Below are 24,004 nucleotides of genomic sequence, written 5' to 3' on the forward strand. Positions count from 1 at the left end.
ACGTGGACATCGTAACCCCGGATATCTGTGACGATTATCCTGAGGTCCAGGTGGTGGAGCCTGGTTTCCAGAACTTTGGTGGCATTGATGCCTTCGGTGGCGAAGTGGTCACCGTAAAGTGCTTCGAAGACAACTCCGTGGTCAAGGAGCAGGTGGGGAAGCCCGGTAACGGCTGTGTGATGGTCGTCGACGGCGGCGGCTCAAAGCGCGCCGCGCTGCTGGGGGATATGCTGGCGGAAAAGGCGGCGGCCAACGGCTGGGCTGGCCTGATCATCTACGGCTGCATCCGTGATGTGGATGTGATCCGCAAGACCGAACTGGGTGTGCAGGCCCTGGGAACGCACCCCCGCAAGACCGACAAGAAAGGCATCGGCGACCTGAACGTACCGGTCACCTTTGGTGGCGTCACCTTCAAGCCGGGACAGTACGTCTACGCCGATAACAACGGTATCGTTGTATCGGAGAAAAAGCTGGGCTGAAATCAGTTGCCCGGCTTAACGAAGAAGGCCCCGGCAGATGCTGTCGGGGCCTTCTTCGTTAATGTCTGACCTTTTCGATCGCCACCCCCAGCAGGTGGCCATCGCCCTCAGGCTCGGTGCGCAGTACCCGTACCTCGGTCTCGAACGGCGGGAACTGGTCACTGGTTGAGGGGAGCAGGGTGTGTAGCGTCGCCCCCTCCGGAATATAGCCCTCCACGTAAAGCTGCATTCCGGTACCGCTGAGGTCGCGGCAGATGCCACTGAATGAGCGGCCTTCACCGTCGGTTATCTCGATCGCTGAGTTAACCTGCATGCGATGAAAGTCGCGCTTTTCCGAGTAATCCCTCATGGTCATCGACATGACTACCCCTTCCTGATCTGGTTTGGGAGGCTCCGGTATCCCGAAGCCCCTATAAGTCCTTTTAGCGGTTATGTGCCGATTGGTCAAAGAACCTGACGTCATAACAACGGTATATGACCATAGATTTGGTGTTAGGGGAGTGATCCAGTGCCCATATCTGGTGTCTGGAGTCCCTTTAAGGGGGTGGCTGGTGACATGACTGGATGCTGGTCACGACAAAAGGCCTGACAGGTATCAGGCCCAGGTGTCGTGTTTCTTGGTGGGTTTGAGCCAGGGCAGAACGACTGCGATGAACATGCCCAGGATCAGCAGGCCGGCACCCAGCAGCATGAAGTCGGACTCCCTCTTGGCCTCAAGGCGTTCCACCTCGGCGGTGAGTACTTCCACCTCGTTCTTGAGCTTCTGGTTGCTTTCCTGCAGTTCCCGGTTGCGGCGATCCAGGTTCAGGGCGTTGGCGGAGACCGAGCGGATTTCCTCCAGTTCAGCCGTCAGTTCCTCCACCCGTTGTTCCAGTGCCTGTTCCCGGGAGGAAAGCTGGTCCCGCTCTCCGGATACCTCGCTCATCTGCGACTGCAGTTCCTCAAGCCGGGCGCGGGTCTGTTCCAGTTCCCGGTTGGCCGCTTCCAGCCGGTCCTCGGCGATGGGCTGGTTGGTCAGGTAACGGGTTGGAAGCCAGCCCTCAAGGCCCTGACTGGTGCGTACCCGGCTGTAGCCGGATTCCTCGTTCTGTTCCAGCAGGGTGACGGCGGTACCACTGCGGAGGCCGCTGTGGAGCACACGAAACTGGTTACCCTGGCCACTCCTTACCGGGGCATACAGGGTGTCGTCGATATAGACGGTTCGTGCCTGGGCAACGCCGGTGACCACCATCAACAGGGCCAGGGGCAGGATCAGGTAGCGAATACGGGAAAGGGCACGGGTGGTTACAGCTCGGGCTATCACAGCATGAATCCTGGCAGTTGGAATCCGGGTTATTGGAACATCGGGAGCCCGTCATCCTGACGCACGGGGCGAGAGGGTTTCCGGGGCTCCCAAACCGGCAATTTTGTCACATACATCCCCCTGATCAAGTAGCCGGCTATTACAAAACGCTCATTCTCCGGCAGGCGGGAACGGGTTTCCGGATTAAGGCAGCACGGCCTTGAACGGCTTGACAGTGACCCGCTGGTACACACCGGCCTCTACGTAGGGATCGGCGTCCGCCCAATGGCGGGCTGCTTCCAGTGATTCGAACTCGGCAATTACCAGACTGCCGGTAAAGCCGGCGTCACCGGGTTCCGTGGTATCCAGGGCCGGATGGGGGCCGGCGACCAGTAGCCGGCCCTGGTCCCGCAGGGCCTCCAGGCGACCGATGTGGGCTGGTCGTGCCGGTTTTCGCAGGGGCAGGCTGTTTTCGACATCTTCGCTGATGATGGCGTAGTACATGGCAGGTCTCCGTTGATGAACATGGTAGACTGTCGGTTTAAACCGGATGTTCAGGAAAGCCAGTGACTATAACCCAGCACGCCAGCCATTGCATTGACCTCCATTGCCACAGTACCGCATCGGACGGCGCCCTGAGCCCGTCAGCACTGGTGGCGCGTGCAGCGGAGAAGGGGGTGACCCATCTGGCGCTAACGGACCACGATACCGTCGACGGTATTGCCGAGGCACGTGGTGCGGCCCGTAAGGCGAATATCCAGCTGATCAATGGTATCGAACTTTCCTGTGTGTGGCGCAAGCATACGATTCATATCGTGGGTCTGGACATGGATCTGGACAATGCTGAATTCCTGGAGCGGGTGGCGGGCCAGCAGGCCAACCGCTGGAAACGGGGCCGGCGAATCGCGGAAAAGCTGGCCAGGCATGTCAATGGTTGTGATGAGGGTATCCTGGACAGCGCCACCGGGCTGGCCCAGGGGGATGTGCCCGGTCGCCCCCATTTTGCCCGGGCGTTGGTGGAAGCCGGTCTGGTGAAGGATTCCGCCCAGGCCTTCAGGAAGTACCTTGGCAGCGGCAAGCCGGGCGACGTGAAGGCCTTCTGGCCGGAGCTGTCCGAGGTGGTCCGCTGGATCACCGACGCCGGTGGCATTGCCGTTGTGGCCCACCCCCGCAAATACAAACTGACCGCCACCCGGCTCAGGGAGCTGGTCGCTGACTTCATGGCTGCGGGCGGGGAGGGCATTGAAGTGATTACCTCCGGTCAGTCCAGCGGGGATCTGGGGTTCCTGACGGAGTTGTGCCGACGTGAGTCACTGCTGGCATCCCGTGGCAGCGACTTTCACTTTCCGGGTGCAAGCTGGTGTGAGTTGGGACGGATCCCGGGGTTGCCGGAGGGGCTGACACCGGTGTGGGACCGGTTTCGGAACGCCCCGGCCTGAGGCGTTCAGCGAAACAGGTGGGTGCCCCGTGAGACACCCGGCCCCGGTTCAATCCGGGGCGTGGAACTGCAGATACAGGTCGGTGAGGGTGTCGGGAATGGCATCCGCCATCTGCTGGGCGACTTTGTCGTCCTCCCGGGCCTTGCGGAAGTCCTCGTCGTCGAACAGGCCCGACAGGGTCAGCATGGGAACCATCAGCTCGGCGGTTTCCGCCTCGTCTTCCTCCAGCCAGGCTTCCTCATGCTCCAGGAACGTATCGACAAACCCTGCGCACCAGTTTTCCAGTGCATTCATGGGGTCGCCGTCCTCCGGTTCCGGTAATTCCAGCGATTGTCCCATGTCCAGGGAGTGCGCCAGCCCCTGGGCCAACTGGTCGGTAAGGCGGGCGAACACCTCCGGCACATCGTCCGGTGCCACCGACTCCTGACCGGTTGCCAGCCGGAAGATCTCGGCGGCGTCCAGGGTTTGGGGACCTACCACGCTGGCGCATACGACGCCATGAAGGCCAAAGAAATCCAGTGATTCCTCTCCCCAGGGATCTGCGAAGAGAATGTCTTCCAGCGCTTCGATCTCGTCGTTATTCAGCATGCAACTGCTCCTGGCGCACGGCCATGGTGGGGTCTCACGGATACCTTAGATGGGTATCCGTGAATTTTTCAACGCTTATTGGCCAGAGCTGCTGGTCCCGTCACCGTCTTTGCCCGAATCCGCGCTCTCCGTGGCCTGTGCCTTGCGGGCGGCTTCTGCCGCGCGCTGGCGCTTGCGCACTTCGCGCGGATCGTTGTAGGCGCGACCGGGGGTGACAGGCGCTTCCGGAGCCTTGGGCTCAGACTTCGCGGCCTCTTCCGCCAGCTTGTTATCGCCCTGTTCGGCGGTCGGTGCCGGCTCCGGCTTTCTGGCCGGTTTCTCTTCCTGGCTGGCGCCTGAGTCGGTCGACGGTTTGGTGTCCCTGTCTTCCTCGGCCGGAGCAGTGGCTTCGGATGCCTTCGGGTCAGCCGTCGGCTGGCCCCCGTCATCCTCTGCCCGGGCTGCCCGTTTGTTCTCGGGCCTGGGCTTGCGTGCCGGCTTGCCCGAATCCTTGCCGGGCTCCGACGGAGCCTCCTGGTCGGCATCAGACTTGCCTTCAGACTGTACGTCCGGCTGTTTGCGTTCCGCTTCAGCAGGCTCCGCGTCCGCCTGCCCGGGCGTCTCATCGGTGACCGGTGTGGTCGGTTTGTCATCCGATGCAGCGGTCTTGTCCTGGGCCTTGCCGTCCGGCGCCTTCCCCGCGGGGGCGGCAGTCGGTTTTTCGGCGTCAGCCTTCTTGCCGTCGGCGCTTGCGGCAGTGGCGGCAGTACTCTCGGCCTTCGCCTCAGCGCCTGGGCCGGACTTGTCGTCTTCCGTCTGCGGTGCCTTCGCTTTAGCTTCGGTATCCGCCGATTTCTTGTCGGTGTCCCCGTCCCCGGCGCCCTGGGCGGGCTGTTCAGTCTTGCCTGCCTCGGCCTTCCGGTCGGAAGCGTCCCTGCTGTCCGTGGTTCGGGTATCCGCCGCTGCCGGCTGTTTCTGTTCCGGAACACTCTGGCTACGGGGCTCCCCGCTATCAGGCTTGTCCCCGGGCTTCACCGGTGCAGCGGAAGCCCGGCCGGTTTCCCGGTCCGCCGGCTCGCCCTGATGTTTTTCAGTACGCTCGGCCTTGCGGCTGGCTGGCGTGGTGGCCGGGGTCTCTGCCGGTGAGCCGTCGCGGTTGCGGCTGCGGCGATTGCGCTTGGGCCTGTCGCTCTTCTCGGGCTTGCCCTGAGCCTTGTCCGGTCCCTTGTCGGGTCCTATGTCCTGGCCGCTGTCCTTCTCGGACTTGGGCTGGTCCTGGCGACCCTGGGGTTTCTTACCCTGGCTGTCATCCTTGCCCTTACCGCCTTTGGGGCCTTGTCCGCCGCGGCGATCATCCGGTTTGCCACCGTCTTTCTGGGGCGCGCCTTTCCGGCTGCTGTCCCGGGACTGGGTATCCCGACCACCCTGCTGGTCCTGGCGGTTGTCACCGGAGCGACGGTTGCGGTTACGGTTACGATTCCGGTTGCGGCCGCCCCGGCTATCGTCATCCCGGTTCTGGGGCCCCTGGCTGCGACGATCACCGCCCTGGCGCTTGTCGCCTTCGCTACGGTCATCCCGGGCGACACGGGATTTGCGACGGTCCTGACGGCCCTGCTGGTTGCGGTTTCCGCCAGTACCCTGGGATCGCTCCTGGTCCTGTTCGACGCTTTCACCGCCAAAGAAGTTGGCGATCTTGCGGGAGAGCTTGCGGAACATGCCCTCGTCACCGGCGTCTTCGGTCTGGGTTTCCTGGGCCGCGGCAGGTTTGGGTGCCGGGGCCGCCGGGCGGATGGACTTCACTGCGGCTTCCTCGCGGGGAGGTGCTTCGCGGGACACCTGGGCGTCCACCTGCTCTTCCTCGCGGGCGCTGTATTCATCAGCTACATGATAGCTGGAGACCTTTTCTCCGGTTTCATCGTCGCGCAACCGGATAATCTCGAAGTGGGGTGTTTCCATGTGGGGGGTGGGAACCACAAGGATTTCCACCTTCTGCCTGGCTTCGATATCCGCCAGCTGCTTGCGCTTCTCGTTGAGCAGGAAGGTGGCCACGGACACCGGTACCACGGCGCGAACCTCGCCGGTCTTGTCCTTGGAGGCCTCCTCGAAGATCAGGCGCATGATGCTCAGCGCCAGGGATTCGATACCCCGGATGGTGCCCTGGCCGCTACAGCGGGGGCAGACTTCGCTGCGGGTCTCGCCCAGGGAGGGACGCAGCCGCTGGCGTGACATTTCCAGCAGGCCAAAGCGGGATATCTTGCCCACCTGGACCCGGGCGCGGTCCAGCTCAAGGGCCTGGCGCACGCGCTGTTCCACTTCCCGCTGGTTACGGGCCGGGGTCATGTCGATGAAGTCGATGACAATCAGCCCGCCCATGTCCCGCAGCCGGAGCTGGCGGGCGATTTCGTCCGCCGCTTCCAGGTTGGTCTGCAGGGCGGTTTCCTCAATATCCTGGCCCTTGGTGGCCCGGGAAGAGTTAATGTCGATGGAGACCAGGGCCTCGGTGGGATCGATCACGATGGAGCCACCGGAGGGCAGTTTCACCTCTCGCTGGAAGGCGGTCTCGATCTGGGCCTCGATCTGGTAGCGGCTGAACAAGGGAATCTCGTCCTCGTACAGCTTGATCTTGTTCTCGAAGGACGGCATCACCTGGCGCACGAAGCCGAGCACGTTCTCGTAGACGCCTGGGGAGTCAATCAGCACCTCGCCGATGTCCTGGCGGAGGTAGTCGCGCACGGCGCGGATGATAACGTTGCTTTCCTGGTGCAGCAGGCGGGGGGCTTTCTGGTCCTTGGCGGCGCCGGTAATGGCGTCCCAGGTGGCGATCAGGTAGTTCAGGTCCCACTGCAGTTCCTCGGCGCTGCGGCCAATGCCGGCGGTACGCACGATGATGCCCATGGACTTAGGCACTTCCACTTCGTTCAGGGCGTCCTTGAGCTGGGCGCGCTCTTCCCCTTCGATACGACGGGAGATGCCGCCGGCGCGGGGGTTGTTGGGCATCAGCACCAGGTAGCGGCCGGCCAGGGATATGAAGGTGGTGAGGGCTGCACCCTTGTTGCCGCGCTCTTCCTTGTCCACCTGGACAATGATTTCCTGTCCCTCGGAGACCACATCCTTGATGTTGATTTTGCCTTCGATCTGGCCGGGGGGCTTGCGGAAGTAATCCCGGGAGATTTCCTTGAGGGGAAGGAAGCCGTGGCGTTCGGCGCCGAAGTCCACGAAGGCGGCTTCCAGGCTGGGTTCGACTCGGGTGATGCGACCCTTGTAGATGTTGGCTTTTTTCTGCTCGCGGGTGGAGGATTCGATGTCCAGGTCAAACAGCTTCTGGCCATCGACCAGTGCTACGCGCAACTCTTCGGGGTGAGTTGCATTAATGAGCATTCTTTTCATGGAAAAGATGATTCCTGTCAATTAGTTAGACAGGAAACCGCGGGTATTCACGAAGCGCAACCGCGTATGGACGGGCAAGCCCCGGCCATCAGAATGGTCAGGCGGGAACGGTGAGCCGTTCGCCCTGTTCCGGTCCGAACCATACGCCGCCCGTGCCTGCTGGCAGGGAAGGGGTGTATGGAGTCAGTTTCTGTCGACGCATGCTACGTATCTTTCGGTTCACGCTGGTGCCTGGGTCTCATGTCATATTCGTCATCTGGACGGCCCGGCCCGGCGTGCTGGTGTAAATCTTCGCGTTTCCCGCAGGGTTCCCTGCGTGGTTACTGTCATGCCCGGTCTTCCATTGGCACCGTCGCTTATGGTGCTGGAACGGGTGGTCCGCCGATTTCCGGCTGACGCTCCCGGGCCTGGTATTACCAAGTTGCCCGCCCGGCTGATCATACAGGGCCGGTCGGGTTGCGGGTGTTCATGGCAGGTCGCCTGGTTAGCGGGCCTGCTGGCACCCGGATTTCTCTGTCTGCTTCTGCCGTGTTGGTTGCCCTGGCGAGTACCCGGTTGTCAGGGTATCGGGCATTCAAACTCCCGGTCAGTCTCTGTATACTTCAACCGCTCCGGCGGTCGGCATGTTGGCCGGGCCGTAGACAAACGGAAAAGCATGCCGGAATATAGCAGCAAAGCCCCGACTCATCAATCCCGCACCCTTCAGGAATCCATTCCCGATATGGCATCTCCCCAGCGCAGTCAATCCGCGAGGCCCCGGCGGCGCACCGGGTATGCCAGCGAATCCCGTAACGACACGGGCAAGCAGCCCACCGGCGTCCAGTGGATTACCGTGGAGCCGGACATGGCCGGCCAGCGACTGGACAACTTCCTGATGGCCCGCCTAAGGGGCATTCCCAGGGGGAAGATCTACCGGATCGTGCGCAAGGGTGAAGTACGGGTCAACAAGGGCCGGGTGAAGCCGGATACCCGCCTGCAGGCCGGCGATCAGGTGCGGATCCCGCCGGTGGTGAAGCCGCAGCGGCCGACCAGTTCCATCCCCGGGGACCGGGTGCAGGCGGTCATGGAAAACGCGGTGGTCTTCGAGAACGACGAATTGCTGGTGGTGAACAAGCCGTCCGGCATCGCTGTCCATGGTGGTAGCGGCCTCAGCTTTGGCCTGATCGAGGTGCTGCGGGCGGCACGCCCCGAAGCGCACTTCCTGGAGCTGGTGCATCGGCTTGATCGGGATACTTCCGGTCTGGTGATGGTGGCAAAGAAGCGATCGTCCCTGAAGTTCCTGCAGGATGAGCTCCGCCGCCGTGAAGTGCGCAAGCATTATCATGCCCTGGTCAGCGGGCACTGGCCGGAGGGGGTTACGGAGGTATCCGAGCCCCTGCTGCGCTATGAAATGCCCAATGGGGAGCGGCGCGTGCGTGTGGACGTGGAGGGCAAGCCCTCCCTGACCCGCTACCGGACACTGGAGGTATGGCAGGGTTATAGCCTGGTGGAGGCATCGCCGGTGACCGGGCGGACCCACCAGATACGGGTCCACTGTGCCAGTGCGGGTCATCCGATTGCCGGTGACGACAAGTATATGGATGCGGCCAGCCAGCGTGCCTTCCGGCGTGTCGGCGGGAACCGGCTGATGCTCCATGCCCGCGCGCTGGAATTCCGGCTGCCGGGCAGCGAACAGTGGCATCGCCTGGAGGCACCTTACGACGAGTCATTCGCCGCGGTTCTCGGCGGGCTGGATCGATAATGCAGTAACCCTGGGACGGAACAGGTATGACGTATAAGGTAGTGATTTTTGACTGGGACGGCACCCTGGTGGATTCCGTGGAGCACATTGCGGGCAGCCTCCACCAGGCCGCCGTTGAGTTGGGCTTCCCGGCCCGGGAGCGGGAGGCCTACCGGGATATTATTGGCCTCGGCATGACGGAGGCCCTGGAAGCACTGTACCCCGGTATTTCCCGGGACGAGATGCTGTCCATCCGGGAAGGCTATGCCCGGTATTTCTTCGCCCGGAAGACCCTGCCGCAGAACGTCTTCGATGGCATGGCCGATGTGGTTGCGGACCTGAAGCTGGACGGGCGCCAGGTGGCGGTGGCCACGGGCAAAAGCCGGCGGGGGCTGGACTCGGCACTGGTTTCCAGTGGTCTGGGACCGCATTTCGATATCACCCGCTGTGCCGATGAGACCCGCTCCAAGCCGGATCCGAAAATGCTGGTGGAGATCCTGGAGTATTTCGATATTGAGCCCGACGACGCGGTGATGATCGGCGATACCCGATATGATCTGGATATGGCGCGCCGTATCAGCATGCCGTCGATTGGTGTGGAGTGGGGTGTTCACAAACGCGATGAACTGGGCCGGTATGATCCGGTGTTCGTGGCGGGCAATGTACGCGAACTGCGCGAGGCGCTGAAGCTGGTCTGAGTCTGGATGGCGCCGGTTTACCCGGTACCTCAACAAAAAACGGAGAGGTAGTGCATGTCAGAATGGAATTCATCCGAGGGCTGGGGTGACGATCCGGTCCGCAAGGCGCCACGGTCGTCTGGGGTGACGGATTCGCAGGCCCTGGAAAAGCTTGTGGGCGCGCTGACGGCTGAGCAGCGCAGGAGCCGCCGCTGGGGTATCTTCTTCAAGATCCTGACGTTCCTCTATCTCTTCGCGTTGCTCTTCATGTTCCGGGCGCCGCTGACGGGCGGACTGGATACTGCGGGGGTGGAGGCCCACACCGCGGTGGTAGAGGTGAATGGCACCATCGCCTCGGATACCCATGCCAGTGCCGACAACCTGGTGGGGGCGCTGCGGCGGGCGTTTGAGGCGGAAAATGCCCGGGCCGTGGTGCTGCGCATCAACAGCCCTGGCGGCAGCCCGGTACAGGCGGGCTATGTCTATGATGAGATCGTCCGTCTGCGGGAAGAGCATCCGGACAGGAAGGTATACGCGGTTATCAGCGACATGGGCGCCTCCGGTGCCTATTACATCGCGGCGGCGGCGGACGAGATCTACGCCAACCGGGCCAGCCTGGTGGGTTCCATTGGCGTGGTGTCCGGAGGCTTTGGTTTTACCGGCCTGATGGACAAGGCCGGGGTTGAGAGGCGGCTCTATACCGCCGGGGAGAACAAGGCGTTCCTGGACCCGTTCTCACCGGAGGAGCCTGGTGAAGTGGCCTTCTGGCAGGATGTGCTGAAGAATACCCACGAGCAGTTTATCGAGTATGTCCGCAAGGGGCGTGGTGAGCGCCTGGCGAATGACGAGCGGTTGTTCAGTGGCCTGGTCTGGACCGGGGAGCAGGCCCTGGAGCTGGGGCTGGTGGATGGGCTCGGCAGCACCTCCTGGGTGGCCCGTGAGCTTGTGGGCGAGGAAGAGCTGGTGGACTACACCGTCCAGCCGTCGCCTTTCAAGCAGTTCACCGATGCGCTGGGTGTCTCCATTGTCAGTGCATTGCGCACCGAGCTGGCGGGCTCCCGCTTCGACCTTCGCTAGGTTTTGCTCGCCAGTGAGGGTTCTATGCAGGGCTTGCGCTCCCCAGGATATCCACGCCCCGCCGTTGCAACATGTCCGTCAGGGCAATCAGCGGCAGTCCGATCAGGGTGTTGGGATCCCGGCCTTCCAGGCGGCTGAACAGGACAATACCCAGGCCCTCCATGCGGAAGCTGCCGGCACACTGATAGGGCTGCTCGATCCGCAGGTAGCGTTCGATGGTGTCCCCGGGCAGCGACCGGAAATGGACCCGGAAGGTTTCCTCCAGGGTATCGGTGATGCCGGTGGCTGAATCGTGAAGCGCCAGACCGGTATGGAAGGTGACGGTCCGGCCGCTGCACAGGGCCAGTTGCTGGCAGGCCTTTTCATGGCTGCCGGGTTTGCCGAGGATGGCGCCGTCCAGGGTGGCCACCTGGTCGGAACCGATGATCAGATGCCCCGGGTACCGGTCACGGAGGGCTTCCGCCTTGCCGCGGGCCAGGCGTTCAACCAGGGTCGGAGCGGACTCCCCCGGCGCGGGTGTTTCGTCGATATCCGGGGAGGCGCACTCAAACGGTAACCCCAGCCTTGCCAGCAGATCCCGGCGCCAGGGTGAGGATGAGGCCAGCACCAGTGGCGGAGTGGTCGGCATAGTCGGACTCCTCTATAGTCGAGGTAGGCAACCATAGCGGGTTGTGACCGACGTCGTCCATATATATACGAAGTTGCCGCGGTCAGGGGAGGAAGTCTTTGACAGGGCGGCATCTCGCCCCTAAAATTGCGCGCCTATGTCAAACGCCGAATTGCCAAGGTCTGTTGACCCACACCGCATGGCGGAAACAGGTGCCGAGCTGGAGGGAACTATCCCCCTGGTGGAGCTGACCCGTTTCCGGGGTGCGGTTCTGGCCATTCCCGAGGGCGGTCATTGCCGGGTTCGGCTGGTATTCAGCGCTGACAGTGAGCGCCGGCGAGTTGTCCGGGGGGAACTGGAAGCGGATGTTGAGCTGGAGTGCCAGCGTTGCATGACGGGGATAAGCGCCCCGTTGCGCTCATCCTTCGAGCTGGGCCTGGTGACCAGCGATGAACAGGCCCGGCAGTTGCCGACGGAGCTGGAGCCCTTTGTCACCGATGGTGATGCGGCCGATCTCTGGACAATGGTGGAGGACGAGCTGTTGCTGGCGCTGCCGGCCTTTCCCCTGCACGAACGGGGAGACTGTCCGGCAACCTCGGAACTGGAGGCCCTGGAGCCCGGTTCCGAAGGTGACGAGGCCACCTCGGACTCCGGTGAACAGCGTGACAACCCTTTCAGTGTGCTGAAAGGGTTGAAGACAACCAAGCATTAGCAATATTCACGTGCTTACGGGCACATAGTAAACAGGTCAGGAGTACAGTCATGGCTGTCCAAAAAAATCGTAAAACCCGCTCCAAGCGCGGCATGCGTCGTTCCCACGATGCCCTGAGCAAACCGACCCTGTCGACCGACGCAACCACCGGTGAGGTTCATCGTCGTCACCACGTGTCTCCGGACGGCTTCTACCGCGGCAAGCAGGTCGTGGAAGCGTACGACGAGTAATTCCGTCGCGCCGACCCCGTTATGCTTCCGGGGCCGGACCCATACGCAGGCACAGGTGAGATAGTACGGTGACCTCGGTAACCCTTGCCATTGATGCCATGAGCGGTGATCGTGGTCCGGAAGTTGCTGTGGCGGCAGCCCTGGAAGCGGTCGACGACAATGAGGCCTTGACGCTGATCCTGGTGGGTAACCAGGGGCAGCTCAAGGCCTTGTTGCATCCAGGGCACCCAAGAATCCGTATCGAGCCCGCCACGGACGTGGTGCGTATGAATGAACGCCCGTCCCATGCCCTGCGACACAAGCAGAACGCCTCCATGGCGGTGGCTCTCAGGCTGGTCCGTGACGGCGAGGCAGAAGGATGTGTCAGCGCCGGTAACACCGGTGCACTGATGGCCTTTGGCCGCTCCATCCTAAAGATGTATCCCGGTATTGAACGACCCGCCATCACCAAGCTGATTCCCTCTCTGCGGGGGCAGTGCCAGGTGCTGGACCTGGGTGCCAATGTCGATGTCTCGGCTGAAAACCTCTACCAGTTTGCCCTGATGGGGTCGCTGATGGCGTCGGCGGTCAGCGCCATTCCCGAGCCCAGGGTTGCCCTGCTGAATGTGGGGGAAGAGGAGATCAAGGGCAACGAACAGGTCCGGCTTGCCTCCCATATGCTGGCGCAGTGTGAAACCCTGAACTATATCGGCTACGTTGAAGGTAGTGACCTGTTTCGGGATGTCGCGGATGTGGTTGTCTGTGACGGTTTTGTCGGCAATGTCGCCCTGAAGACCGGTGAGGGGGTTGCCGGCCTGCTCATCGAGTTGCTTGAGCAGGCGTTCACCCGCAACCTCTATGGTCGGGTGGTGGGGTTTATGGCGCGACCGATCATGGGGCGCCTGCTTCGCGATATGGATCCGACGCGGCATAATGGTGCCAGCATGCTCGGTTTGCAGGGTGTGGTGATCAAGAGCCACGGCAATGCCAATGAGCGGGCGATGAAGGCGGCTATCCGTCAGGCCGTCCGGGAGGTGGAGCTGGAAGTTCCCCGGCGCATCAACGAACGTCTGGACGATCTTGTCCTGTGATCTGGCGGTCACCGAAACAGGACGGGCTGTCCTGTACGGGGAGCTCTTCGTGGTCCTCACAGCGGTTTGCTTGTACTATTGGCTAATCCTACTGAACCACCAACCACGGTAAAATTTTCGTCATGAAAACAGCCTTTATATTTCCGGGACAAGGGTCTCAGTCAGTTGGTATGCTCAAGGCCGCTTCCGAAGCCTGGCCTGTGGTCGAGCAGACATTCTCCGAAGCGTCCAATGTGCTGGGCTATGATCTGTGGGAACTCTGCCAGAACGGACCGGCAGAGGAACTCAACCAGACTATGGTGACACAGCCGGCGCTACTGACCGCCAGTATTGCCCTCTGGCGGCAGTGGTTTATTGCCGGGGGCACAGAACCGCAGTACCTGGCCGGGCACAGTCTTGGTGAATACAGCGCCCTGGTGGCGGCCGAGAGCCTGGACTTTGCGGACGCCGTCCGTCTGGTGCAACTGCGGGGTGAGCTCATGCAGAGTGCGGTGCCGGCGGGCGAAGGCAGCATGGCCGCCATCCTCGGCCTGGAGGATGATCAGGTCATCTCCGCCTGTGAGGAAGCCGCCGGCAAAGAGGTGGTTTCGGCCGTTAACTTCAACGCGCCGGGCCAGGTCGTCATCGCCGGCAACAGCGCGGCGGTTGAGCGGGCCATTGAAATCTGCAAGGACAAGGGGGCCCGCAAGGCCATGCCGTTGCCCGTCAGTGTGCCGTCCCATTGTGCCCTGATGAAGGGGGCCGCTGACGAGCTGGCCAAGGCCCTGAACAATGTCAGTTTCGGTAATGCGTTGACCCCGGTGATACAGAATGTTTCCGCGGAGCATGTCCAGGACGCCGATCAGCTCAAGGCCAACCTGGTCCAGCAGCTCTATTCACCGGTGCGGTGGACCGATTCCATGAAGCTGCTGGTGGAAGAGGGTGTCGGTGTGATGGCCGAATGCGGTGCCGGCAAGGTCCTGGCGGGTCTGGGCAAGCGCATTGATCGCAGCCTGAAGGTGTTCAGCATTGAAACGCCGGAAGGCCTGGACGGTGCCCTTGAGGCATTCCGCAACGATTAAACCATACACAGGCGCCGTCTCCCTGGCGGCGTTTTCTACATTGATGGAAGGGAGCATTCCTCATGTCTCTTGATGGCAAGATTGCACTGGTTACCGGTGCCACGCGGGGCATTGGCCGGGCCATTGCTGACAGCCTCGGTAAACAGGGTGCCACGGTGGTGGGCACCGCGACATCCCAGGGTGGTGCGGACACGATTTCCGCCAACCTGAAGGAAGCCGGCATTGAAGGCTTTGGCATGGTGATGGATGTGTCTGACCCCGAGAGCATCGACGCCGGTCTGAAGAAAATGACGGCAGAGGTTGGCGCCCCTGTGATACTGGTCAATAACGCTGGTATCACCCGTGATAACCTTTTGCTGCGTCTGAAGGATGACGACTGGTCGGCGGTGATCGAAACCAACCTGTCCAGCGTCTATCGCCTGAGCAAGGCGGTGCTGCGGGGAATGGCAAAAGCCCGCTGGGGGCGGATCATCAATATCAGTTCGGTGGTTGCCGGTATGGGTAACCCCGGCCAGGGTAACTATTGCGCTGCCAAGGCTGGTGTTGAAGGTTTCACCCGCAGCCTGGCCAAGGAAATGTCCAACCGGGGCATTACCGCCAACTGTGTGGCACCCGGGTTTATCGATACCGATATGACCAAGGCCCTGGACGAAGGGCAGCGCAGTGCCATGCTGGAGAATATTCCGGCCGGTCGCCTGGGGCAGCCGGAGGAAGTGGCCGCCGTGGTGGCGTTCCTGGCATCCGATGCGGCCGGCTACGTGACCGGCGACACCATTAATGTCAACGGCGGCATGTACATGGGGTAGGGTCCCGGCCGGGAAAGCCGCTTTGGTTCTGGCCAAGCCCTTTATCTGAATAGGTTTTATCTTCGTCCCTGCTTGTCTGCAGGTGGGGTTTACCATAAACTGGCAATCTTTCATTGCCTGGTTGACAAAAAGTGAGGAAATTATGAGTACAGTTGAAGAGCGCGTTAAGAAGATTGTTTGTGAACAGCTGGGCGTCAAGGAGTCCGAAGTTCAGAACAGTTCTTCTTTTGTAGAGGACCTGGGCGCTGACTCACTGGACACTGTGGAGCTGGTCATGGCTCTCGAAGAGGAATTCGAGACCGAGATTCCCGATGAGGAAGCTGAAAAGCTGACCAGCGTTCAGGATGCGATTGACTACATCAACGCACACAGCTGATCGTCTGTAAGCCAGGCAAAAGCCGTCCTGTTGTCGCAGACAGGGCGGCTTTTTTGTGTCTCCGGGGGCACCTATGGTCAATATTCTCGTTTCCGGGAGCGGTGAACACGGGCCGGCCACCGTACCTGGTGATGACCGAGGGCTGGCCTACGGAGATGGCCTGTTTGAAACCATCCTGGTCCGTCATGGTCGCCCGGAGCTGGTGCAGGCGCACTGCCAGCGGATGCTGGGCGGCGCCTGTCGTCTGGGCATTCCCCTGGTCCAGGCAGACCTGGATCTGGCGCTGCAACAAGGGCAGACACTGATTGAGCGGACCAGGAAAACGGACCGCCAGGTTCTCAAGTTGTTGCTGACCCGGGGCAGTGGTGGTCGTGGTTATCGCCCGCCGGAGGCCGCTGAGCCCCGGCTTCTGATTTCCCTCCATGTCGCGCCGCCAGAGCCTCCCGGCGAGGGTGTGGCGGCATCCATATCCGACGTGCCACTGACCGTTAACCCGTTGCTGGCCGGACTCAAGACCCTCAACCGCCTGGAGCAGGTCCTGGCCAGTCGCGCCATGCCGGAAGGCTGTTACGAGGCGCTGATGAGGGGAGACCGGGGTGACCTGCGGGAAGGTACGCGGACGTCGCTGCTTTATCGCTGGCGGGGCGAATGGTGCACACCGCCCCGTGACCAGGTGGCGGTCAACAGCGTCATGCTGGCGCATGTTGCACAGGGGCTGGCGGTAAGCGGGCAGGGCGTACGGGAAGGGTTCCTGCAACCGGAGCAGTGTCACCAGGACGATTTCGGCGGTCTGCTGCTGCTGAACAGTGTGATCGGCGCGGTGCCGGTGCACACTCTGGCGGGCCGGCAGTTGCCTCTCCCGGACCACCTTGCGACAATCGTCAGCCTTGCCAGAAAACGTTGAGGAGTTACGTTGATCAAGTCGTTTGTTATTGCGGTTGTTGCGTCGGTACTAGTGACCGTGGCCGGTGCTGCCCTGTGGAGCTGGCAGGGTCTCAAAACCCTTGAGGTGGAAGCCAACCTGCAGGAATCCATGCTGTACCTGGTGCCCCGGGGCACGTCCTACAATGCGGTGGCCCACGACCTGGAGCAGAAGGGACTGGTGGACAAGGCCATCTGGCTGAAGCTGCTGGCACGGGTCGAGCCGGAAATGACCGCCATCCGGGCTGGTGAGTACGAGTTCCACCCCGGTATGACCCCCAGGAACATGATCGCCCTGATGGTTCGCGGAGATACCAAGGTGCGCACGGTCCAGTTTATCGAGGGCAAGCGCTTCCGGGACGCGAGGGCGGCCCTGGCCCGGGCGGAGCACCTGGAGCAGCTCACCGCCGACTGGTCAGCGGACAGGATCATGGCGGAACTGGGGGACGAGGGTGCGCACCCGGAAGGCCGGCTGTTCCCTGATACCTATGCCTACAGTCGCGGTGACAGTGATCTGGAGATTCTCCGCCGTGCCTATGAAAAAATGAACAACGTACTGGCCGAGGAGTGGGCCGGTCGGGCGGATGACCTGCCCTACGAAACACCCTATGAGGCGCTGATCATGGCCTCCATCATCGAGCGGGAAACCGGTGTGCCAGGGGAGCGGCGAGACATTGCCGGTGTCTTTGTCCGGCGCCTGGAGAGGGGCATGCGCCTGCAGACTGATCCCACCGTTATCTATGGTATGGGCGATGCCTACGAAGGACGTATCACCCGTCGGGACCTGCGTACCCACACCCCCTATAACACCTACCGTATCTCCGGCCTGCCACCGACCCCCATCGCCTTGCCAGGCCGGGCGGCGATCCATGCCGCCGTCCACCCCGCCGAGGGGGATACCTACTATTTCGTGGCCCGGGGGGATGGCAGTCACAAGTTCTCCCGTACCCTGGAGGATCACCGCCGGGCGGTTCGGGAATACCAGCTCAACCGTCGCGAGGACTACCGTTCCTGGCCGGCCCCGGACAATGGGGACGAGGGCACTGAATGAGCCGCGGGCAGTTCATCACGTTTGAGGGCACCGAGGGCGTCGGCAAGTCGACCCAGCTCGCCACGGCCAGGGAAGCCCTGGAAGCCGCCGGGAAGCCGGTGCTGGTCACCCGTGAGCCCGGCGGTACTCCCATGGCCGAGGCCATCCGGGAACTGCTGCTGACGCCCCGGGACGAAGCGGTCAACGACCTGACCGAACTGCTGCTGATGTTTGCCGCCCGGGCCCAGCATCTCCACAGTCTGATCATGCCCGCCCTTGAGCGGGGAACCTGGGTGCTGTGTGATCGGTTTACCGACGCCACCTACGCCTACCAGGGTGGTGGCCGAGGCGTGCCCCGTGAACAGATTGCCATCCTGGAACAACTGGTCCAGGGGGAACTGAGGCCGGATCATGTCGTGTTGCTGGATGCGCCGGTGGAAGTGGGAATGGCCCGCGCCCGCAGCCGTAGTGCGCCTGATCGTTTTGAACAGGAGAAAGCGGCCTTTTTCCAGCGGATCCGGGATTGTTACCTGGATCGGGCGGAACAACAGCCCCTGCGGTATCATGTGGTGAATGCCGCACAGCCCCTGGAAGAGGTCAGTCGACAGGTATCGACCCTGATATCCCGCCTGGTTGACTGATCCGCGCGGCCAACAATAGGGAGTGACGATGCTGTCCGCCCGACTCCAGACCCTGCCCGAGTTCACTCACCAGCACCGCCACGATCATCATCAGGCCGTGATCGGCGTGTACGGCGGCGCCGAGGTGAGCGTGGACGGTCGCGAAGGGCGGCTGGACACCTGGCGGGCCTGCCTGGTGCCGGCGGGGGTGCGCCACGAATTTTCCGGCGGACGTGAAAACCAGGTGCTGGTTATTAATGTGGACGCCTGGCATCCGCAACCCGAGGAACCCCACTACCAGGACTTCCTGGTGATCAGTCGGCTGTTCCAGAGGCCGGTGGTGGTGGGGCTGGATGTCCACCTGCAACAACTGGTGCAACTCTCGGCGGGGGAGATCCGTCGCTCAGCCGTAGAGCATGGTATCCGCGACCACCTGGCAACGGCGATCCTGCTGGCGCTGTCGGACCGGCTGGGCGAGGAGCGCAACAGGGTACCGCTGAGGCGCGCCGGTCTCGATCCGGAAACCCTGCGCCGCTATGTCCTGGAAAACCTGGGGCAGCGTATCACCGTCGAAGAACTAGCGGCACAGGCCTGCCTCAGCCCCAGCCGGTTCCATGAACTGTTCCGGGAGGCCATGGCCACCAGCCCCTACCGTTTCCTGCTCAATACCCGCCTGGACCAGGCCTGCCAGATGCTGAGAACCACCTCGCTGTCGGTAGCCGATATCAGTGCCCGCACCGGTTTTTCCAGTCAGTCGGCCTTTACCACAGCCTTGCGAAAACATCGCGGGCTTACCCCAACACAATTTCGTGAACGGCTCTGACGTCCGCTCAAATCCCTAAAGATCGTAATAATTTATAAACAGTCCGCAGGAATTTGAAAGTGGTCGGTCCTTACACGAGCTAGATTACAGGCGTGTTAATTTCACCTGTATTCGGAATGGGCTGATATGTTCCCTGCTTCCAATGTTCTGGGTCCCGCTTTCCAGGAACAGCCCCGTGGCTGGTTCTGGCAATCCATTGTGGACAACTACGCAGTGGATGAGTCCGGGTACCTGCGTGAGCTGATGAAGCTGGCGCGCAGTGATGCCGCGGAGAAAAAGGCTGTCACTCACCTGGCGACCGACCTGATCCGGGACGTGCGGGAGCAGGATGACACAGTCCATATGGTGGACGCCCTGCTGCAGGAGTACAGCCTGGATACCGAGGAAGGCATATTGCTCATGTGCCTGGCCGAGGCCCTCATGCGTATCCCGGATAAGCACACCGCCGACACCCTGATCCATGACAAGATCTCCACCGCCGACTGGCAGAAGCATGTTGGTCGCAGTGAATCCACCCTGGTGAATGCGTCCACCTGGGGGTTGTTGCTCACCGGTCGCGTGGTGAAGATGGACAGGCGCATTGACGGCTCACCCTCGAATATCTGGAAGCGGCTGGTAAAACGCAGCGGCGAGCCGGTTATCCGTAGTGCCATGTACCGGGCCATGGCCATCATGGGCAGGCAGTTCGTCCTGGGGCGTGATATTGACGAGGCCATGAAGAACGCCCGGGAGTGCCGGGACAAAGGCTACACCTATTCCTTCGACATGCTGGGCGAAGCGGCCATGACCCGGGAGGACGCGGCCGGCTACCTGGCGTCCTATCGGAATGCCATCGAAAGCGTTGGCAGCGACACCTATACCACCAATGGGGTTCCCCGCCCGTCCATTTCCATCAAGTTGTCTGCCCTCCATCCCCGGTATGAGGAATCCCAGGAAGCGCGGGTCATGACGGAACTCCACGACACGCTGGTGGACCTGCTGTCGCTGGCCAGGGAGCGGGATGTCGCCATTACCATCGACGCGGAGGAAATGGACCGGCTGGAACTGTCCCTCAAGCTCTTCGAGAAGGTATTCAGTGATCCGGTTGTCCGGGGCTGGGGCGGCTTCGGTATGGTGGTGCAGGCGTATTCCAAGCGGGCCCTGCCAGTGCTGTGCTGGCTCAACCGGCTGGCCAGGGACCTGGGGGATGAAATTCCCATCCGCCTGGTGAAAGGGGCCTACTGGGATACCGAGATCAAGCTCAGCCAGCAGATGGGTGCCGCAGGTTATCCGGTGTTTACCCGCAAGGAGGCCACGGATACCTCCTACCTGGCCTGCCTGAGGTTCCTGCTCAGTGACTACACCGACGGCCGCCTGTATCCACAACTGGCGTCCCACAATGCCCATACCGTGGCCTCGGCGCTCGCGATGGCCCGGAGGAAGGGCCGACGTTTCGAATTCCAGCGCCTCCACGGTATGGGCGATGCGCTCTACGGCACCCTCCTGTCGAATGAGAAGATTCCGGTACGGATTTATGCGCCGGTGGGGCCCCACAAGGACCTGCTCCCTTACCTGGTGCGGCGGCTACTGGAGAATGGTGCCAACTCCTCCTTTGTCCATCGCCTGGTGGATGCCCGTACCCCTATTGAAGACCTGGTGACCAATCCGGTGGATGAACTGGAGCGATACCAAAGCCTGTCCAATGACCGCATCGACCTGCCTGAAAAGCTCTATGGTATGGAGCGCCGCAATTCCCGCGGTTTGAACATCCAGGTGGCAATGGACCGTGAGCCCTTGCTGGCCACGCTGGCGCGCTGGTCGGACCATGAATGGCAGGCCGGCCCCGTAATTGCCGGTCGCCGTCGGGACGACGGCGAGAAAAACCCGGTCCATGCCCCCCATGACCACGGCAAGATGGTTGGTGAGGTGGTCTGGGCCAGCGATACCCATGCCCGCGAGGCGCTGGAGGCTGCCTGTGGCGGTTTCCCGGCCTGGAACGAGCGCCCGGTGGGGGAGCGGGCTGCGTGCCTGGAGCGCTTTGCCGACCTGCTGGAAAGGCACATGGAAGAGTTGATCGCACTCTGCTGCCGGGAGGCCGGCAAGACCCTGCAGGATGGAATTGACGAAGTGCGGGAAGCAGTGGATTTCTGCCGCTATTACGCGGTTCAGGGGCGTTACCGTTTCGAGCGGCCGATCGCACTGCCTGGGCCCACCGGCGAAAGCAATGAGCTGTACCTGGAGGGGCGGGGCGTTTTCCTGTGTATCAGCCCCTGGAATTTTCCGCTGGCCATCTACACTGGTCAGATGATGGCTGCCCTGGTGGCCGGCAATGCGGTGATCTCCAAACCGGCGGAGCAGACCAGCCTGATCGCTGCCAGGGCGTTCGAATTGATGTTGGAGGCTGGTTTCCCGGAAGGCGTGGTTCAGTTCCTCCCTGGTGACGGCGCCGGACTGGGACGGGTACTGGTACCCGACGAACGCATTGCCGGCGTGGCCTTCACCGGCTCCACGGACGTGGCCCATCTCCTGAACCGGCAACTGGCGGAACGCCCGGGGGCGATTGTGCCGCTGATTGCCGAAACAGGCGGCCAGAACGCCATGATCGTGGACTCCAGCGCCCTGCCGGAGCAGGTGGTGGCGGATGTGATCCAGTCTGCTTTCGCCAGCGCCGGCCAGCGCTGTTCGGCGTTGCGGGTGCTCTACCTGCAACGGGATGTGGCGGACCGGATGGAAGAACTGCTGGCGGGGGCCATGCAGGAACTGTCAGTGGGAGATCCGGCGTTGTATCGCACAGATATTGGTCCGGTGATCGACGGGGAGGCCCGTTCCGCTCTGGAGTCGCACCTGGAGGCACTGCGGACGTCCGGCGCACGTCACATTGCGCAGACGCCCCTGCCGGATCAATGCGCCAACGGCAGTTTTGTCGCGCCTACCGTGGTCGGGATCCGGGGCATCCATGAGCTGGACCGGGAGCATTTTGGCCCGATCCTTCACGTGGTCCGCTATGAGGCCGAACAGCTCGATGAGGTGATCGACGGCATCAACGCTTCCGGTTACGGCCTGACACTCGGCATCCACAGTCGCAGCGAGGCAACCGCCGCCTATATCGAGCGTCGGGTGAAGGTGGGTAACACCTATATTAACCGCAACCAGATTGGTGCGGTGGTGGGTGTGCAGCCGTTTGGCGGGCGCGGGTTGTCCGGAACCGGACCCAAGGCCGGTGGACCGCATTATGTCCTGCGCTTTGCCACGGAGCGGGTCAGGACCATCAACACCACCGCCGTGGGCGGCAACGCGTCGTTGTTGTCCCTGGGGGTGGAGAGGGTTGAACACTGAAAGGCCCGGTTGGCCAATCAACGGATAAACAGGGAGGGAAAAACAATGCGATAGCAGGCGGGATAAAAATAGCACGCTATCATTGATATACGGGAAAGCAATAAAACCGCAACGGGGATACCCGACGAGATAAAAAAATAAAGGGTGTGACTGCCGGTCCGCAGGACGGACAGGTGGGCGCCAAACGGTCGGACACGGTTCCGGCCCAATAAACTGGAGGATTTTCATGGCCATTGGCGTTTGGATAAGTCTATTTCTCTATTTCGGGCTGATGATTGCCATCGGCTTGTATGCGATGCGTACGTCCACGTCTTCCTCGGAAGACTACATGCTGGGCGGGCGGGCTCTCAGTCCCAAGGTCGCGGCCCTGTCCGCGGGCGCTTCCGATATGAGTGGGTGGTTGCTGCTGGGGCTGCCGGGGGCGCTGTATGTGTCCGGTCTGGCCAGCGCCTGGATTGGTATCGGCCTCTTCGTGGGAGCGTTCGTCAACTGGGTGGTGGTTGCTCCCAGGCTGCGCGAACAGACCGTTCACTATGGCAACAGCCTGACCATTCCCGCCTTCCTTTCCAACCGTTTTCCGACTATGGCGCTGCCACTGCGTACCATATCGGCGATCGTCATCGTGCTCTTCTTCGCGGTGTATACCGCTTCCGGCCTGGTTGCTGGCGGCAAGCTGTTTGAAAGTGCGTTTGCCGAAATCCTTAACGTGCCCGGGATGAGCGACTATGCGGTGGGTATCCTGATCACACTCGGTGTGGTTCTGGTCTACACCGTGGTGGGTGGCTTCCTGGCGGTGAGCATGACGGACTTTGTCCAGGGCTGCATCATGATGCTGGCGCTGATCATCATGCCGGCGGTGGTGCTCTTCGGCGAGGGCGGCGGTGGTTTCGCCCAGGCATCCCAAACCCTGAATGAGGTGGACCCGTCCCTGTTGTCGTGGACCGAGGGGCTGACGATCATCGGCTTCCTGTCCGCGGTTACCTGGGGGCTGGGCTATTTCGGCCAGCCACACATCATTGTCCGCTTCATGGCGGTACGCAGTGTGGAAGAGGTTCCAGTGGCCCGGAACATCGGCATGACCTGGATGGGCATTTCCCTGATCGGTGCCATTTCCCTGGGTATCTTCGGTCGCGCCTATGCCGTCCGTAATGGCCTGGATGTGGCGGATCCGGAGACGATCTTCATCATCCTGTCCGAGCTGCTGTTCCATCCGCTGATCACCGGTTTCCTCTACGCTGCGCTGCTGGCAGCGGTGATGAGTACCATTTCCAGTCAGCTGCTGGTGTCTTCGTCCTCCCTGACAGAGGACTTTTATCGCCTGTTCCTGCGCAAGGACGCAACCGACCGCGAATGCGTCAACGTTGGCCGGGTCTGCGTGGTACTGGTGGGTATCGTGGCTGCCTTCATTGCTTCCGATCCGGACTCGCAGGTGCTGGGGCTGGTCAGTAACGCCTGGGCAGGCTTCGGTTCCGCCTTCGGTCCGCTAATCATTCTGTCGCTGATGTGGAACCGGATGAACGGTGCCGGCGCAGTCGCCGGTCTGGTGGTCGGTGCGGCCACGGTGATCATCTGGATTTCCCTGGGCTGGAACGCCAGCTTCATGGGTGGTCCGGGCGTCTACGAGATCATCCCCGGCTTCATCGCCTCCTGGATTGCCATCGTGGTGGTCAGCCTGGCGACAGGTGACAAGGGCGAATTCCAGGCCATCAACCGATAACGAATCGAGTCACGTCAGTCCTTGGGGCCCTGCGGGGCCCCTTTTTTGTGCGGCGCACAAAAAACGCCAGCCCGGAGGCTGGCGTTTT

The 24,004-nt window shown here is 61.9% G+C and carries 23 protein-coding genes; 17 read left to right on the forward strand and 6 right to left on the reverse strand.

Annotated features, from left to right (window positions below; translation table 11 throughout):
* Window positions 1-2: 2 nt before the first annotated feature.
* On the forward strand, window positions 3-479 hold the full coding sequence (gene rraA, locus ACJO2E_RS13300; RefSeq protein WP_406964442.1) for a ribonuclease E activity regulator RraA: 477 nt from the start codon (window positions 3-5) through the stop codon (window positions 477-479).
* A 58-nt stretch (window positions 480-537) separates the two neighbouring features.
* Here the strand turns inward: rraA and ACJO2E_RS13305 are convergent, their stop codons facing one another.
* From ACJO2E_RS13305 to ACJO2E_RS13315, 3 genes are all read right to left on the reverse strand, one after another.
* On the reverse strand, window positions 538-840 hold the full coding sequence (locus ACJO2E_RS13305; protein ID WP_406964443.1) for a PilZ domain-containing protein: 303 nt from the start codon (window positions 838-840) through the stop codon (window positions 538-540).
* A gap of 234 nt (window positions 841-1,074) precedes the next feature.
* Complete coding sequence (locus ACJO2E_RS13310; protein ID WP_406964444.1) at window positions 1,075-1,782, reverse strand: TIGR04211 family SH3 domain-containing protein; 708 nt, start codon at window positions 1,780-1,782, stop codon at window positions 1,075-1,077.
* A gap of 183 nt (window positions 1,783-1,965) precedes the next feature.
* Entirely contained in the window at window positions 1,966-2,265 is a 300-nt protein-coding gene (locus ACJO2E_RS13315) for a YciI family protein (protein WP_406964445.1), read from the reverse strand.
* 62 nt (window positions 2,266-2,327) lie between these two features.
* Here ACJO2E_RS13315 and ACJO2E_RS13320 point away from each other — a divergent pair, with 62 nt between their 5' ends.
* Window positions 2,328-3,200: a PHP domain-containing protein gene (locus ACJO2E_RS13320; RefSeq protein WP_406964446.1), complete on the forward strand. Its 873-nt coding sequence runs from the start codon at window positions 2,328-2,330 to the stop codon at window positions 3,198-3,200.
* Window positions 3,201-3,248: 48 nt separating this feature from the next.
* Here ACJO2E_RS13320 and ACJO2E_RS13325 read toward each other — a convergent pair whose 3' ends face one another.
* Together ACJO2E_RS13325 and rne are read right to left on the reverse strand one after the other, a co-directional pair.
* Window positions 3,249-3,788, reverse strand: a complete 540-nt coding sequence (locus tag ACJO2E_RS13325) for a YecA/YgfB family protein (protein WP_406964447.1) — start codon at window positions 3,786-3,788, stop codon at window positions 3,249-3,251.
* A gap of 75 nt (window positions 3,789-3,863) precedes the next feature.
* The gene (gene rne, locus ACJO2E_RS13330) at window positions 3,864-7,154 is read right to left on the reverse strand and encodes a ribonuclease E (protein ID WP_406964448.1); all 3,291 of its coding nucleotides are present in this window, start codon (window positions 7,152-7,154) and stop codon (window positions 3,864-3,866) included.
* Window positions 7,155-7,875: 721 nt separating this feature from the next.
* Here rne and rluC point away from each other — a divergent pair.
* The 3 genes from rluC to ACJO2E_RS13345 are packed head-to-tail and all read left to right on the forward strand — an operon-like array spanning window position 7,876 to window position 10,628.
* On the forward strand, window positions 7,876-8,895 hold the full coding sequence (gene rluC, locus ACJO2E_RS13335; protein ID WP_406964449.1) for a 23S rRNA pseudouridine(955/2504/2580) synthase RluC: 1,020 nt from the start codon (window positions 7,876-7,878) through the stop codon (window positions 8,893-8,895).
* A 26-nt stretch (window positions 8,896-8,921) separates the two neighbouring features.
* On the forward strand, window positions 8,922-9,572 hold the full coding sequence (locus tag ACJO2E_RS13340) for an HAD family hydrolase (protein ID WP_406964451.1): 651 nt from the start codon (window positions 8,922-8,924) through the stop codon (window positions 9,570-9,572).
* A 54-nt stretch (window positions 9,573-9,626) separates the two neighbouring features.
* Window positions 9,627-10,628, forward strand: coding sequence for a S49 family peptidase (locus ACJO2E_RS13345; RefSeq protein WP_406964452.1), 1,002 nt, complete (start codon window positions 9,627-9,629; stop codon window positions 10,626-10,628).
* Window positions 10,629-10,650: 22 nt separating this feature from the next.
* On the opposite strand, the gene ACJO2E_RS13350 is transcribed toward ACJO2E_RS13345, so the two are convergent.
* Window positions 10,651-11,256, reverse strand: coding sequence for a Maf family protein (locus ACJO2E_RS13350; protein WP_406964453.1), 606 nt, complete (start codon window positions 11,254-11,256; stop codon window positions 10,651-10,653).
* A gap of 178 nt (window positions 11,257-11,434) precedes the next feature.
* Here ACJO2E_RS13350 and ACJO2E_RS13355 point away from each other — a divergent pair, with 178 nt between their 5' ends.
* The 12 genes from ACJO2E_RS13355 (at window position 11,435) to putP (ending at window position 23,916) form a co-directional block, all read left to right on the forward strand.
* On the forward strand, window positions 11,435-11,947 hold the full coding sequence (locus tag ACJO2E_RS13355; protein WP_406964455.1) for a YceD family protein: 513 nt from the start codon (window positions 11,435-11,437) through the stop codon (window positions 11,945-11,947).
* Window positions 11,948-11,997: 50 nt separating this feature from the next.
* Window positions 11,998-12,177 (forward strand): 50S ribosomal protein L32, encoded by a 180-nt coding sequence (gene rpmF / locus ACJO2E_RS13360; protein ID WP_406964457.1) that lies wholly within the window; start codon window positions 11,998-12,000, stop codon window positions 12,175-12,177.
* A 68-nt stretch (window positions 12,178-12,245) separates the two neighbouring features.
* Window positions 12,246-13,247 carry a phosphate acyltransferase PlsX gene (plsX, locus tag ACJO2E_RS13365; protein ID WP_406964458.1) on the forward strand — a complete coding sequence of 334 codons (1,002 nt, stop codon included), beginning with the start codon at window positions 12,246-12,248 and terminating at the stop codon, window positions 13,245-13,247.
* A gap of 122 nt (window positions 13,248-13,369) precedes the next feature.
* Window positions 13,370-14,308 carry an ACP S-malonyltransferase gene (gene fabD / locus ACJO2E_RS13370; RefSeq protein ID WP_406964459.1) on the forward strand — a complete coding sequence of 313 codons (939 nt, stop codon included), beginning with the start codon at window positions 13,370-13,372 and terminating at the stop codon, window positions 14,306-14,308.
* Between the two features lie 62 nt (window positions 14,309-14,370).
* The gene (gene fabG, locus ACJO2E_RS13375) at window positions 14,371-15,114 is read left to right on the forward strand and encodes a 3-oxoacyl-ACP reductase FabG (protein WP_406964461.1); all 744 of its coding nucleotides are present in this window, start codon (window positions 14,371-14,373) and stop codon (window positions 15,112-15,114) included.
* A gap of 142 nt (window positions 15,115-15,256) precedes the next feature.
* Entirely contained in the window at window positions 15,257-15,490 is a 234-nt protein-coding gene (gene acpP / locus ACJO2E_RS13380; protein WP_091848505.1) for an acyl carrier protein, read from the forward strand.
* A 73-nt stretch (window positions 15,491-15,563) separates the two neighbouring features.
* Window positions 15,564-16,394 (forward strand): aminotransferase class IV, encoded by an 831-nt coding sequence (locus ACJO2E_RS13385; protein WP_406964462.1) that lies wholly within the window; start codon window positions 15,564-15,566, stop codon window positions 16,392-16,394.
* A 9-nt stretch (window positions 16,395-16,403) separates the two neighbouring features.
* Window positions 16,404-17,462 carry an endolytic transglycosylase MltG gene (gene mltG, locus ACJO2E_RS13390; RefSeq protein ID WP_406964463.1) on the forward strand — a complete coding sequence of 353 codons (1,059 nt, stop codon included), beginning with the start codon at window positions 16,404-16,406 and terminating at the stop codon, window positions 17,460-17,462.
* Entirely contained in the window at window positions 17,459-18,082 is a 624-nt protein-coding gene (tmk, locus tag ACJO2E_RS13395; RefSeq protein WP_406964464.1) for a dTMP kinase, read from the forward strand. The genes mltG and tmk overlap by 4 nt, the downstream gene beginning before the upstream one ends.
* A gap of 28 nt (window positions 18,083-18,110) precedes the next feature.
* Window positions 18,111-18,884: a helix-turn-helix domain-containing protein gene (locus ACJO2E_RS13400; RefSeq protein ID WP_406964465.1), complete on the forward strand. Its 774-nt coding sequence runs from the start codon at window positions 18,111-18,113 to the stop codon at window positions 18,882-18,884.
* 126 nt (window positions 18,885-19,010) lie between these two features.
* Window positions 19,011-22,199 carry a bifunctional proline dehydrogenase/L-glutamate gamma-semialdehyde dehydrogenase PutA gene (gene putA, locus ACJO2E_RS13405; protein ID WP_406964467.1) on the forward strand — a complete coding sequence of 1,063 codons (3,189 nt, stop codon included), beginning with the start codon at window positions 19,011-19,013 and terminating at the stop codon, window positions 22,197-22,199.
* Between the two features lie 226 nt (window positions 22,200-22,425).
* Entirely contained in the window at window positions 22,426-23,916 is a 1,491-nt protein-coding gene (gene putP, locus ACJO2E_RS13410; RefSeq protein WP_406964468.1) for a sodium/proline symporter PutP, read from the forward strand.
* Window positions 23,917-24,004: the final 88 nt, after the last annotated feature.

Source organism: Marinobacter shunpengi, from assembly GCF_045449695.1.
Classification (GTDB): Bacteria; Pseudomonadota; Gammaproteobacteria; order Pseudomonadales; family Oleiphilaceae; genus Marinobacter.